Below are 11,703 nucleotides of genomic sequence, written 5' to 3'. Positions count from 1 at the left end.
TCAGATCCGGATGGCTCCGCCCCCAGGATTCGAACCTGGACTAAAGGCACCAAAAACCTCTGTGCTGCCGATTACACCAAGGCGGACCGGGCGCGCGCGGCTCCGTCGTGACCCGAAGCGGGCGTGTGCCACCGTCGCACGTCCGTGAACAGTCTGCCAGGTCCTGAGCCATGCCCCTGCCCGTACCGAGCGAGTCGTCAGCCACATCCGCGTTCCACCGCGTTGGCCCGTCCGGCACGTTCCGGACACGTCCGGAACTGTCGCTCGGGCACAATGAGCACCATGGCCGCCGACAACCGACGTACCCACCGACCTCGTATGACGGCCAGTCAGCGCCGCGAGCAACTGCTCGCGGTCAGCCGCGGACTGTTCGCCGGAAAAGGCTTCGAAGGCACGAGCGTGGAGGAGATCGCGGCGCGCGCCGAGGTCTCCAAGCCCGTCGTGTACGAGCACTTCGGCGGCAAGGAAGGCATCTACGCGGTAGTGGTGGACCGCGAGGTCCAGGCACTCACCACCGCGCTGACGGGTGCGCTCGGCTCGGGCGGTCACCCCAAGGTCCTGCTGGAGCGGACGGCGCTCGCCCTGCTGGACTACATCGAGTCGTCCGAGGACGGTTTCCGCATCCTCGTGCGCGACTCCCCCGTCGCTCAGGCGACCGGGACGTTCTCGAGCCTGATCGGCGACGTCGCCACCCAGGTCGAGTCGATCCTCGAACCGCAGTTCCGGGCCGCGGGGCTCGAGACGAGGACCGCCCCGCTCTACGCGCAGATGCTGGTCGGCATGATCGCGCTCACCGGCCAGTACTGGCTGGACGCCCGCAGCCCCAAGAAGACCGAGGTGGCGGCCCACCTCGTCAACCTGGCGTGGAACGGCCTGCACAACATGGAAAAGAAGCCGGAGCTGACCCGGCACTCGCGCTGAGGCGCTGAGCTGCCGAGCAATGCGCCCGAACTGCCACCATCCGGGCACGCAGTTGCGCTGGCGCACCCGTATTTTCCCTGAGGCAAAAAGTGTGCGTGCCGCATTTATATAACGAACACCCCTCGCGATAACTCGCGAGGGGTGTTCGTTCAGCTGGGGATGCTACTCATGCCGCCGCGGAACGCGGCTGACGACGTACCTGCAGGTCAGAGACCGATCAGGCAGAGGATCTGCTCGACGGTGTAGCCGAGGTTGTGCAGGAGCTCCGAGAGGATGTCAACAACGGTCATGGGGCTATTCCTTCCAAAAAACGGGAAATCACAGGATGATCACCTGCGAGCGGAACAGTGTTCGCGTTCCATACATTAAGCACACGACACGGACTCTGCAATGGGAAAGGGATATTCACCCCTAATAGGCGCCCGGTTTCACCCTGTGATATTGGATCAGAAACCGAAGCACTGTTCGCCGCAAAATGGACATATTCTTGAGCGTGAGTCAGCGATTGCCGACCGACGGCGCACTAGGCTGCGGCGCGTGACGTCCCCCGAACATCTCGCGACCGTTCGAAGCGACTACGACGGCATGGCCGATGCCTATACGGCGTACATCGGTGAAGCGTTCGCCGGCTACCCGCTGAACCACGTGCTGATCCGGGCGTTCGCGGACCTGGTCCGGCAGGCGGGCGGAGGCCCGGTGGCCGACGTCGGCTGCGGGCCCGGACACGTCACCGCGTACCTGCGCGACCGCGGCGTCGACGCGTTCGGCGTCGACCTCTCGCCGCAGCTCGTGGCGACAGCCCGCGCGGCCAACCCCGGCGTCCGCTTCGACGTCGGCGACATGGGCTCGCTCGAGATCGCCTCCGGGACGCTCGCCGGGGTGCTGGCAAACTACTCGATCATCCACACGCCGCCCGACGCTCTCCCGGCGACGCTCGCCGAGCTCAGCCGGGTCGTGGCACCCGGCGGTCATCTGCTGGTCGCGTTCCAGGCGCTCGGCGACGCCGGCCGCGCTGCCGAGCACTTCGACCACAAGGTGTCGCCCGCGTGGCGGTACTCGCCCGACCACGTGACGGGGCTGCTGGCGGAGTCCGGTGCGGACGAGGTGGCGCGCCTCGTCATCGCACCGGCCGAGGATCCGGCGCGCGGCTTCCCGCAGGCGCATCTCCTCGCGCGCAAGCCGGCCGCCTGAGGTTCACCAGGCGGCGAGCAACAGCTCCTCCACGGCGTCGGCGGTCACGGGCCGAGGGTTGGGATAGGGATCGGCCGCCACTCGTTCGGCCACCCCGCGCAGGGCGGTGCGCGGCACGCCGAGCGCGCCCAGCGACGTCGGACCGTCGTGCTTGGCTGCCAGGGCGGCGATAGCGAGCGCCGGGTCGCCGTCCGCGACGCGTGCCAGGCGCGCGGCGGCGTCGGGTGCAGCGGCGAGGTTGAACCGCATGACGTGCGCGAGGAGCAGGGCGTGCAGCTCCGCGTGGGGCAGGCCGAAGGTCCCGCCGAGCACGTGCGCGAGCTGGTGGTGCAGGCCCATCCGGGCCTGCGCCAGGCAGGCGCCCGCGAGCCAGGCGGCTTCCTGGAGCCGGCCGCGGGCGACGACGTCGGACGGGCGGTCCAGCACCACGGGGAGCGCAGTGAGGATGCCGTCGGCGGCCTCGACCCCGTACGCCCGGGTCGCCGCGCTCGCGCCGGTGTCCCACAGTGCCTCGACGGCGTGCGCCAGCGCGTTGAGGGCCGAGGTCAGCGTGAGCCCGCGGGGCAGGGACAGCGTCAGCTCCGGGTCGTACACGACTGTGCCCGGCGCGAAGACAGGGTCCCGCCGCGTCGTCTTGACGCCGTTCTCCGTCTCGCCGAGCACCGGCGTGGCCTCCGAACCCGCGTACGTGGTCGGTACCGCCACCTGGGGCATGCCCGTCCGGATGGCCAGCGCCTTCGACAGCCCGATGGCCGAACCACCACCGATGGCGATGATCGCGTCGGCCCGCGCCTCCCCGGCCACGGCGAGCGCCTCGGCGGTCACCTCGACGGGCGTGTGCTGGACCGGGCGCGCGAAGGTCGCGACATGCCGCTCCCCGAGGGCGACTGCGAGGCCCTGGCCCACCTCGGCCGACGACGGCGTCGTCACCAGCAGCACGCGCTCCGACCCGAGCCGCTCCAGCTCGTCCGGCACGAGCGACCGCGCGCCCGGACCCTGCAGCACTCGACCGGCGTAGACCTGGTGCACCCTGATGTCTCTTCCCACGAGGCCTGAGCCTACGGTCGTCGTACACCCCCTGACCAAGAGCGACGCCGTACGGGCGTCCTGTCGAGATTCTTGATGTCGAGATATCCGGTAGCCTCTCGCCATGGAGCACACAGGTCCCGCCGACGAGGTCGACCGCATCGTCGCCGCGTGGCGCCACGTGCGCCCGGACCTGGAGCTCGAACCCCTCACGGTGTTCAGCCGCGTGTCCCGCCTCGCGCGGCACCTCGATCTCGCCCGCCGCACCGCCTTCGCCCGGCACAGCCTGGAGACGTGGGAGTTCGACGTGCTCTCCGCGCTGCGCCGAGCCGGCGAGCCCTTTCGGCTGTCGCCCGGCACGCTCGTCACCCAGACGCTGGTCACCAGCGGCACCATGACCAACCGGATAGACCGGCTGGAGTCGCGCGGGTTCGTGCAGCGGCACCGCTCCCCCGACGACCGCCGCGGGGTGCTGGTCGAGCTCACCGACGAGGGGCTCGCGCGGGTCGACGCGGCGATGAGCGACCTCCTGGACATCGAGGCCAAGGTGCTGACCGCCCTGTCGCCCGCGGAGCGCCCGCAGCTCGCGGACCTCCTGCGCACGGTGACCGCTCAGTTCGACGACTGAGCTCGACGGCTGAGCTCGACGAGCACCTGTAACAGGATCGGCGCATGACCGACGACCACCTCATGCGCATCCACAGCCCCGAGTTCCAGGCGATGGCCGAGCGAGTCCTGCGGGCCACCGAGCTCACCTCCCGCCTGAACGTCCTGCCGTTCGACGACGAGGCGGGCAAGGCGGAGCTGTTCGAGCAGATCCTCGGTCGGCCGCTGCCGGCGAGGGCCACCATCTATCCGCCGTTCTACACGGACCATGGCCTGAACCTGGACCTCGGCGAGCGGGTGTTCATCAACCAGAACTGCACGTTCCTGGACTACGCGGGCATCCGGCTCGGCGAGCGCGTCATGGTGGGGCCGAAGGCCACGTTCATCACGATGGGCCATCCGGTCGATCCGGAGGACCGCCGGACCTGGCTGAGCGGCGCGCCCATCGACGTGGCGGAGAACGTCTGGATCGGCGCCGGCGCCACGATCCTGCCCGGCGTCAGCATCGGCAGGGACGCGGTAGTGGCAGCGGGCGCCGTGGTGGCCGACGACGTCCCCGCCGCGAGCCTGGTGACCGGCGGCAAGGCGACCGTACGCCGGAAGTGGTGACGGGCGGGCCCGGCTCAGCGGTCCCGGCGGACCACTATCTTCTCGCGTCCGAGCTGGTCGGGCAGGAAGAACAGGTCGTCGGCGTCCGCGACGTACAGCGGCAGCTCGCCCAGCTCCGCCGGCATGCCGTCGGCGTCGGTGACCGTCAGCTCGACGTGGTCGGCCGAGCTCTTCGAGTCGTACTTCCAGGTGCCCTCGATCTCGGCGGGGACCTCGTCGACCGTGCCACCCGTCGCGTTGGCCAGCACCTCGTCCGGGACGCCGACGGCGGTGAAGGTGCGGTCCTCACCGAGCGCGACGACGGTCGTGGCGCCGTCGCCCACGTACGAGCCGACGAACTCCGGCTCGGTGTAGTCGAGCTTCCCCAGCTCGAACGCGCAGCCTGAGAGCATGAGTACGCCGACGAGTGCTCCCACACCTCGGAAGACCTGTCGCTGCTTCATTCGACACCCCTGTTGTCCCGGACCTGCTGACCGGTCGCCCAATCTAACGGGAAAGCCGCATTCCCTCCTGGGAAGCCGTTATGACGATCTGCACACCATGTACCGATGCGCTGGACGCCCGACGCACCAACAGACCCCGTCGCGCACAATGACAGCATCATGAGCAACATCCGCACCGCGGCAGGCGGCTCCGCGCTGCTCGTCGCGGTCCTCTTCTTCGCCCTGAACCTGCGCACCCCCATCACATCCCTCCCGCCGGTCATGGCCGACGTCGCGACAGGGCTGGGGCTGGACCAGACCCTCGCCGGACTGCTCGTGGGGATCCCCGCACTGTGCTTCAGCGTGGTGGCGCCGGCGGCGTCGGCCCTGATCGCCCGGGCCGGGCCGTACTCGGCGGTCACGGTAGCCCTGGTGGGCGTGATCGCCGGGACCCTGATCCGGTCGGCGGGCACGGGCACACCGGGTGTCGTCGCGGCCTTCGCCGGCACGGTGCTGCTGGGCAGCGCGATCACGGTGGGCAACGTCGTGGTGCCGGTCATCATCGCGCGGGACTTCCCGACCAGGACGGCGCTGGCGACCGGCCTGTACTCGTCCACGATGAACCTCGGCAGCGTCTTCGCGACGTCGCTCACCGCGCCGTTCGCGGCCCTCGTGGGCTGGCAGGGCGCCGTCGCCTCCTGGTCGCTCGTCGCGGCGGCGGCGCTCGTCGTCTGGCTCGTCACCACCCGCCGCACGACGGACCCGCACGTCACGCGTGCGACCCGTGCGCCCCGCACGCCAGGGGACGACGGTGGCGCCCCCGGCGAGACGCCCGCCGAAAGGCTGGTCGACGGGCCTACCGGTACGCCCGCCCCGCCACCGACCGAGCGGCCCGACGAGACCTGGGGCGGTGTGGTGCGGCGTCCGATCACCTGGGCGCTGGCGGTGGCGTTCGCCGGGCAGTCGTTCTCGTACTTCGCGGTCACCGCCTGGCTCCCCGAGCTGCTGCGCGACCTGCTGGACCTGTCCGTGACCACGGCGGGCAACGCGGCCGCACCCTTCCAGGGCCTGGCCATAGCGGGCAGCGTGCTGGTCCCGCTCGCACTGGCGGCCCGGGTGCCGATGCGGGGTGCCGCGGTGACGATGGGCCTGCTGTGGGTCTCGCTCCCGGCCGGCCTCCTGCTGGCGCCGCAGTGGTGGCTGCTGTGGGTGAGCCTCGCCGGGATCGCCCAGGGCGGGAACTTCGTGGTGATCTTCACGCTCGTCGCCCTGCGGTGCCGCACCGTCGCCCAGATCCGGCGGACGGTCGCGGCGGTGCAGGCGTTCGGCTACGCCGTGGCCGCTGCCGCTCCCGCCGTGATCGGCGCCGTGCACGCGGCGTCGGGCGGCTGGAACCTGGTGCTCCTGGTGCTGCTGGGGTCCACGCTCACGCTCGGGACGGCCGAGCTGCTAGCCACGCGACGCCCCAAGTACATGCGGGGCTAACAGGAACATTTCCATAGGCATTGAAACTTGGCAGGATCATTGCCTACCTTTCCAGCATGACGACACATCTTGAGCCCACCGCAGTGCTCCCCACCCTTCGCGAGCACCTCCTGGTCGACGGGTTCGACCTCGTCCTCGACCTCACCCGGTCGCACGGCTCCACACTTGTCGACGCGCGTGACGGTCGCGAGTGGCTCGACCTGTTCACCTTCTTCGCCTCCTCGCCCCTCGGCATGAACCACCCCGCCCTTGCCGAGGACGCGGCGTTCCGCGAAGAGCTCGCCACGGCAGCGATCAACAAGCCGTCCAACTCCGACATCTACACGGTCGAGATGGCACGCTTCGCCGACACGTTCGCGCGCGTCCTCGGCGACCCCGCGCTGCCGCACCTGTTCTTCATCGACGGCGGCGCGCTCGCCGTCGAGAACGCGCTCAAGGTCGCGTTCGACTGGAAGTCCCGCTTCAACGAGGCGAACGGCCGCTCCGCCGAGCTCGGCACCCAGGTGATGCACCTGGAGCACGCGTTCCACGGCCGTTCGGGGTACACGATGTCGCTGACGAACACGGAACCGGGAAAGGTGGCCCGGTTCCCCAAGTTCGACTGGCCGCGCATCCCCTCGCCGTACATCGCCGAGGGCAAGGACATGGACGCGGCAGAGGCGGCGGCCCTCGGGGCCGCTCGCGCGGCGTTCGAGGCCAACCCGCACGACATCGCGGCGTTCATCATGGAGCCCATCCAGGGCGAGGGCGGCGACCACCACTTCCGCACCTCGTTCCTGCAGGGCATGCAGGACCTGTGCCGCGAGTTCGACGCGCTGTTCATCGTGGACGAGGTCCAGACCGGCGCCGGGATCACCGGCACGACCTGGGCGTACCAGCAGCTCGGCATCACCCCCGACGTCGTCGCCTTCGGCAAGAAGACCCAGGTCTGCGGCGTCATGGCCGGTGGCCGCGTCGACGAGGTCCCGGACAACGCGTTCGCCGTCTCGTCGCGCATCAACTCCACCTGGGGCGGCAACCTCACCGACATGGTGCGCTCGCGCCGCATCCTGGAGACCTACGAGGCCGAGGGCCTGGTCGACCGGGCCCGCACGATGGGCAAGCGCCTGCACGACGCGCTCACCGAGCTGGCCACCCGGCACGACGGCGTGACCGACGTCCGCGGCAAGGGCCTGATGTGCGCGCTGACGCTGCCCTCCCGCGAGGTCCGCGACCGGGTGCTGGGCGCGCTCACCGAGCGGAGCGTCCTGCTGCTGGGCTGCGGCGAGCGGTCCGTCCGGTTCCGCCCGGCGCTGACGGTCACCACCGAGGCGCTGGAGGCCGGCGTCAAGGCCCTGGACGAGGTCCTGACCGAGACGCTCTGACTCCGTAGCAGGACCGCGAAGTAGAGCGCTTGTCCGCAGTCTCCTGGGTGCCGCCCGGGAGACTGCGGACAAGCGCTCTACTTCGCGGTCGGGTTACCCGTCCTCCGCTGCGACGCTGTCCGCGATCCTGAGCAGCTCGGCCACCGTCGGCCCCGAGCCGCCCTCCGGCGTGCGGCCCATCGTGCCGAGCAGCAGGTAGGAGCCCGCGTCGTCGGTCCATTCGACCCGCACCGGCCCGAACCCGTTGTTGTCCACGCGAGTCACCCGCGCCTCCCGGCCCGAGTCCGCGAGATCCGACCACTCGACGGTCACGTTGTCGCCGGACAGCTCGCCCGACAGCTCGGTGGAGCCCGGGTACGCCACGTAGGTGATGGCCGACGCCGGGTGGTACGCGCCGGAGCGGACCTCGTCCTCTGGCCAGGACAGGCCGGGCCCGCCGCGGAACGTCTGACCGTTGTCGTCGCCCTCCAGCGGGTAGGTGATCCACGTGCCGAGGTGGTCCTCCGCGGTCGTGCGGCCGATCGCTGCCGAGATGTCCGCGGGGCACTCGACCTCCGCCCGATCGACGGCCTCCGGCACCCAGTGCGGCTGGCGCAGGTCCTCGGCGCAGGTGCCGGCGGTGAGCTCCGTGGCGTCCACCGGCGTGACGACGGGCTCGTCCTCCCGCGCGCCGAGGATCAGCGTCACGACGATGATGATGATCGCGCCGAGCAGCGTCACCGCGCCGCCGAGCAGCCACTCCGGCCGGATCCTCGGCTCCTCGATGGTGGTGACCACGTCAGCTCTCGCACTCGATCTCGACCACCGCGTCCCGCGAGAGCGCGGTGATCTTGTTCGACGTGACAGGACTGCCTGCGGCGCCCGGCAGCACGTAGGAGCCCCAGTCGCACTCGTTGTCGGCGAAGAAGGCCTGCCGCGCGCCGCCCGGCGCGGCGTACCGCACGCGGTGGTCGGGCCCCCGGCAGTCGAACTCCGGGTCGCACAGGGAGATCAGGTAGGCACGCATGGTGAGCCACGTGCTGGTGTCGACGCAGCCGTTCACCGGCAGGCCGTTGTAGGCCTGGAACGCCTTGGCCGCGACCTCTGACTCGGCGTCCCACGACCCGTCGACCGGCTCCAGACCGGTGCCCGCCGACAGCACGTTCTGCGCCGCGACCACCGCGCCGCCGGACGTCTGGCCGCACTCGCCGACGGGGTCGTTGGACACCCACATCGCACTCGAGTTCATCGCCTGCACCACGGCGGCGACGATCAGGGCGGCTGCGACGGTGCCACCGCCCGCCTGCAGCCAGGTTCGGGTGGTGGGCATTCCCTCGGCGCTCCTTCGTCATCCCGACGCCGGGCCGGGCGATGTACTGGCGAGCGTGAGCGTAACAATCCGCCCTTAAAAGACGGAAGCGACGCACCGGGAGAAACTCGGCCAGCCCCTCGGTACGGGACTGGTCGAACGTAGGAGCAGTCGCCGCTTGGGCCCCAATAGAGCGACGAAGCCTACGTTCGGCGATCGAGCGACGACAACGCCTACGTTCGACGGCATCTCAGCGCGTCGACGTCGTCGGGCGTCGGCCGTCAGGCCGGTTCGGTCGTCTGACCCTCGAAGTAGGTCTGCAGCACCACGGTGGTGCGGGTCGAGACCTTCGCCGTGCGGCGGATGCGCCCGAGCAGCTCCTCGAGCGCCCTCGGCGAGGCCACCCGCACCGTGAGCAGATAGTTCGCGTTGCCCGCCACCGAGTAGCAGGACTCGATGCCCGGCATGCCGCGCAGGCGTTCGGGCGCGTCGTCCTCCTGCGCCTGGTCCAGGGGCGTGATCTCCACGAACGCGGAGAGCGGCAGCCCTACCGCCTCCGGGTTCACCACCGCTCGATACCCCGTGATGACGCCGCGCGCCTCGAGCTTCCGCACCCGCACCTGCACCGCCGACAGGGACAGCCCCGAGATCTCGGACAGCACCGCGAGCGTCGTGCGCCCGTCCTTGCGCAGTGCGTCCACGAGCGCTCGGTCCACCCCGTCGAGCGGTGCCAGATCGTTGTCGGTCATCCCGCCACCTCCGCCGCTTCCAGCCAGGCCGCCTCGAGCTCGTCGCGCTCGCTCACCAGGTCGCGGAGCTCCGCGTCCAGCCGAGCGACAGCCTGGTAGTCCGTGGCCTGCTGTGCGATTGTTTCGTGCAGCTCGGCCTCCTTCTGGGCAATCTTCGCAAGACGGCGCTCGATTCGGGAGACCTCTTTCTTGGCGGCACGGATGTCGCGCTGGTTGACCGCGTCTCCCCCGGAGTCGCCGCCCGACGCCGGAGCCGTGCCCGACGTCGTCCCGCCGGCGGCCGAACCGCCCGCCGTACCGGCGCCGCCGCCTGCCGGGGTGCCCGAGGCGGAGGCGCCGGCGGCCTTGGCCGCTGCCCGGAGCCGCAGGTACTCCTCCACGCCGCCGGGCAGGTCGCGGATCGTCCCGTCGCCGAGCAGCGCGACCTGCCGGTCCGCGACCCGTTCCAGCAGGTACCGGTCGTGGGAGACCACTATCAGCGTGCCCAGCCAGCCGTCCAGCAGGTCCTCGACCGCTGCGAGCGTGTCGGTGTCGAGGTCGTTGGTGGGCTCGTCGAGCAGCAGCACGTTGGGCTCGGCCACCAGCAGGCGCAACAGCTGCAGCCGACGCCGCTCGCCGCCCGACAGGTCCTTCACCGGCGTGTAGGCCCGCTCCCGCGTGAAGCCGAGCTTCTCGGTGAGCTGCGACGCCGTGAGCTCCTTGCCGTCGACGACGACCCGGCCCTTCTCCGACTCGATCACCTCGACCGCCGTGAGCCGCCCGAGCTCGTCCAGCTCGGAGACGTCCTGCGTCAGCTCCTTGACGTGGATCGTCTTGCCGCGCTTGACGCGGCCCGAGTCCGGCTCGCGGCGGCCGGCGAGCATTGCGAGCAGCGTCGTCTTGCCCGCACCGTTGACGCCGACCACGCCGTACCGGTCCCCGGGGCCGAGGCGCCACGTCACGTCGTCGAACAGGACCTTGCCGCCGAGCTCGAGCGAGACCGACTCCAGGTCCAGCACGTCCTTGCCCAGCCGGCGCGTCGCCATCCGGGTGAGCTCCATCGAGTCGCGCGGCGGCGGCTCGTCGTCGATCAGCGCGGACGCGGCGTCGAGCCGGAACTTCGGCTTGGACGTACGGGCCGGGGCCCCGCGGCGGAGCCAGGCGAGCTCCTTGCGCAGCAGGTTGTCCCGCTTCTCCGCGGCCGTCGCGGCCTGCCGCGCCCGCTCGGCGCGCGCCAGGATGTAGGCGGCATAACCGCCCTCGTACCCGTCGATGGCGCCGGTGCCGTCGCCGCGCACCTCCCACATGCGCGTGCAGACCTCGTCGAGGAACCAGCGGTCGTGCGTCACGACCACCAGCGCCCCGGTCGCGCCGGGGCGGCCGTACCGCTCGCGGAGGTGGGCGGCGAGCCAGGCCACGCCCTCGACGTCGAGGTGGTTGGTGGGCTCGTCGAGCAGCAGCACGTCCGGGTCCCGCACGAGCAGGGCCGCGAGCGCCACACGCCGGCGCTGGCCGCCGGAGAGCTTGGCGACCGGGGCGTCCCAGGCGAGGTCGGCGAGCAGGCCTTCCTGCACCTGGCGGACCCGGGCGTCGGACGCCCAGACGTGCGTCTCCGCGTCGCCGTGCACGACGTCGAGGATCGTCGCGTCCGCGTCGAGCTCGTCCCGCTGGTCGAGCATGCCGAGGACCGTGCCGCCCACCTTCGTGACCCGTCCGGCGTCGGGCTGCGACGTGCCGGTGAGGATGCGCAGGAGGGTCGACTTGCCGGCGCCGTTGGGTCCGACCACGCCGACGCGGTCGCCGTCGTCGAGGCCGAGGGAGACCTCGGACAGGAGGGTGCGAGTACCGATGGTCAGCGCGATGCCGTCCGCGCCGAGAAGATGTGCCACCCAAGCAGCCTAGTTCGCCGCGGGACGGCGGGCGGACACGGGCCGTTGTCCTGTCTGGCCCGGGAGGCTCCGACAGGTACCTGTTCGATGTCGGACGCCGCGGTTACGCTGTCCACCGTCGACGGCGATCGTGCCCGTCGACTCCGCCGTCGGCCCTGCTGACGACTACGCCGA

The 11,703-nt window shown here is 70.9% G+C and carries 12 protein-coding genes and 1 tRNA gene; 6 read left to right on the top strand and 7 right to left on the bottom strand.

The annotated features are described in order from the left end of the window. Nucleotides 1–11: 11 nt before the first annotated feature. Nucleotides 12–86: transfer RNA gene (locus ACFO6V_RS24820), tRNA-Gln, on the bottom strand. 232 nt (nt 87–318) lie between these two features. On the opposite strand from ACFO6V_RS24820, the gene ACFO6V_RS24815 reads away from it, so the two are divergent. Both ACFO6V_RS24815 and ACFO6V_RS24810 read left to right on the top strand, forming a co-directional pair. Further along, complete coding sequence (locus tag ACFO6V_RS24815) at nt 319–921, top strand: TetR/AcrR family transcriptional regulator (RefSeq protein ID WP_357454106.1); 603 nt, start codon at nt 319–321, stop codon at nt 919–921. 537 nt (nt 922–1,458) lie between these two features. Continuing rightward, the gene (locus ACFO6V_RS24810; RefSeq protein ID WP_377140816.1) at nt 1,459–2,112 is read left to right on the top strand and encodes a class I SAM-dependent DNA methyltransferase; all 654 of its coding nucleotides are present in this window, start codon (nt 1,459–1,461) and stop codon (nt 2,110–2,112) included. Between the two features lie 3 nt (nt 2,113–2,115). On the opposite strand, the gene ACFO6V_RS24805 is transcribed toward ACFO6V_RS24810, so the two are convergent. Further along, nucleotides 2,116–3,159, bottom strand: a complete 1,044-nt coding sequence (locus ACFO6V_RS24805; protein WP_377140814.1) for a maleylacetate reductase — start codon at nt 3,157–3,159, stop codon at nt 2,116–2,118. Nucleotides 3,160–3,262: 103 nt separating this feature from the next. Between ACFO6V_RS24805 and ACFO6V_RS24800 the strand changes: the two genes are divergently transcribed. Together ACFO6V_RS24800 and ACFO6V_RS24795 are read left to right on the top strand one after the other, a co-directional pair. Continuing rightward, on the top strand, nt 3,263–3,766 hold the full coding sequence (locus ACFO6V_RS24800) for a MarR family winged helix-turn-helix transcriptional regulator (protein WP_116676863.1): 504 nt from the start codon (nt 3,263–3,265) through the stop codon (nt 3,764–3,766). Between the two features lie 44 nt (nt 3,767–3,810). Further along, nucleotides 3,811–4,353, top strand: coding sequence for a DapH/DapD/GlmU-related protein (locus tag ACFO6V_RS24795; RefSeq protein WP_377140811.1), 543 nt, complete (start codon nt 3,811–3,813; stop codon nt 4,351–4,353). Between the two features lie 14 nt (nt 4,354–4,367). Here ACFO6V_RS24795 and ACFO6V_RS24790 read toward each other — a convergent pair whose 3' ends face one another. Continuing rightward, the gene (locus ACFO6V_RS24790) at nt 4,368–4,796 is read right to left on the bottom strand and encodes a hypothetical protein (protein ID WP_377140808.1); all 429 of its coding nucleotides are present in this window, start codon (nt 4,794–4,796) and stop codon (nt 4,368–4,370) included. 159 nt (nt 4,797–4,955) lie between these two features. On the opposite strand from ACFO6V_RS24790, the gene ACFO6V_RS24785 reads away from it, so the two are divergent. Continuing rightward, the gene (locus ACFO6V_RS24785) at nt 4,956–6,260 is read left to right on the top strand and encodes an MFS transporter (RefSeq protein WP_377140806.1); all 1,305 of its coding nucleotides are present in this window, start codon (nt 4,956–4,958) and stop codon (nt 6,258–6,260) included. Between the two features lie 56 nt (nt 6,261–6,316). Then, the gene (gene lat, locus ACFO6V_RS24780; RefSeq protein ID WP_377140803.1) at nt 6,317–7,624 is read left to right on the top strand and encodes an L-lysine 6-transaminase; all 1,308 of its coding nucleotides are present in this window, start codon (nt 6,317–6,319) and stop codon (nt 7,622–7,624) included. A 93-nt stretch (nt 7,625–7,717) separates the two neighbouring features. On the opposite strand, the gene ACFO6V_RS24775 is transcribed toward lat, so the two are convergent. From ACFO6V_RS24775 to ACFO6V_RS24760, 4 genes are all read right to left on the bottom strand, one after another. After that, complete coding sequence (locus tag ACFO6V_RS24775; RefSeq protein WP_377140801.1) at nt 7,718–8,401, bottom strand: hypothetical protein; 684 nt, start codon at nt 8,399–8,401, stop codon at nt 7,718–7,720. Nucleotide 8,402: 1 nt separating this feature from the next. Then, nucleotides 8,403–8,933: a peptidoglycan-binding domain-containing protein gene (locus ACFO6V_RS24770; protein ID WP_377140798.1), complete on the bottom strand. Its 531-nt coding sequence runs from the start codon at nt 8,931–8,933 to the stop codon at nt 8,403–8,405. Nucleotides 8,934–9,193: 260 nt separating this feature from the next. Further along, nucleotides 9,194–9,661, bottom strand: coding sequence for an Lrp/AsnC family transcriptional regulator (locus ACFO6V_RS24765; protein WP_116676871.1), 468 nt, complete (start codon nt 9,659–9,661; stop codon nt 9,194–9,196). Then, on the bottom strand, nt 9,658–11,529 hold the full coding sequence (locus ACFO6V_RS24760; protein ID WP_377140796.1) for an ABC-F family ATP-binding cassette domain-containing protein: 1,872 nt from the start codon (nt 11,527–11,529) through the stop codon (nt 9,658–9,660). The genes ACFO6V_RS24765 and ACFO6V_RS24760 overlap by 4 nt, the downstream gene beginning before the upstream one ends. Nucleotides 11,530–11,703: the final 174 nt, after the last annotated feature.

Origin of the sequence: Promicromonospora alba, from assembly GCF_042654905.1 — a bacterium.
Lineage (GTDB): Bacteria > Actinomycetota > Actinomycetes > Actinomycetales > Cellulomonadaceae > Promicromonospora > Promicromonospora alba.
The sequence above is the reverse complement of the archived record's forward strand: the minus strand, read 5'-3'. Positions and strand labels throughout refer to the sequence as shown.

What these genes read in the sequence shown, in the direction of transcription:
- ACFO6V_RS24785 (WP_377140806.1), top strand. Translation starts at nt 4,956, where the DNA reads ATGAGCAACATCCGCACCGCGGCAGGCGGCTCCGCGCTGCTCGTCGCG.
- ACFO6V_RS24815 (WP_357454106.1), top strand. Translation starts at nt 319, where the DNA reads ATGACGGCCAGTCAGCGCCGCGAGCAACTGCTCGCGGTCAGCCGCGGA.
- ACFO6V_RS24790 (WP_377140808.1), bottom strand. Translation starts at nt 4,796, where the DNA reads ATGAAGCAGCGACAGGTCTTCCGAGGTGTGGGAGCACTCGTCGGCGTA.
- ACFO6V_RS24765 (WP_116676871.1), bottom strand. Translation starts at nt 9,661, where the DNA reads ATGACCGACAACGATCTGGCACCGCTCGACGGGGTGGACCGAGCGCTC.
- ACFO6V_RS24795 (WP_377140811.1), top strand. Translation starts at nt 3,811, where the DNA reads ATGACCGACGACCACCTCATGCGCATCCACAGCCCCGAGTTCCAGGCG.
- ACFO6V_RS24800 (WP_116676863.1), top strand. Translation starts at nt 3,263, where the DNA reads ATGGAGCACACAGGTCCCGCCGACGAGGTCGACCGCATCGTCGCCGCG.
- lat (WP_377140803.1), top strand. Translation starts at nt 6,317, where the DNA reads ATGACGACACATCTTGAGCCCACCGCAGTGCTCCCCACCCTTCGCGAG.
- ACFO6V_RS24770 (WP_377140798.1), bottom strand. Translation starts at nt 8,933, where the DNA reads ATGCCCACCACCCGAACCTGGCTGCAGGCGGGCGGTGGCACCGTCGCA.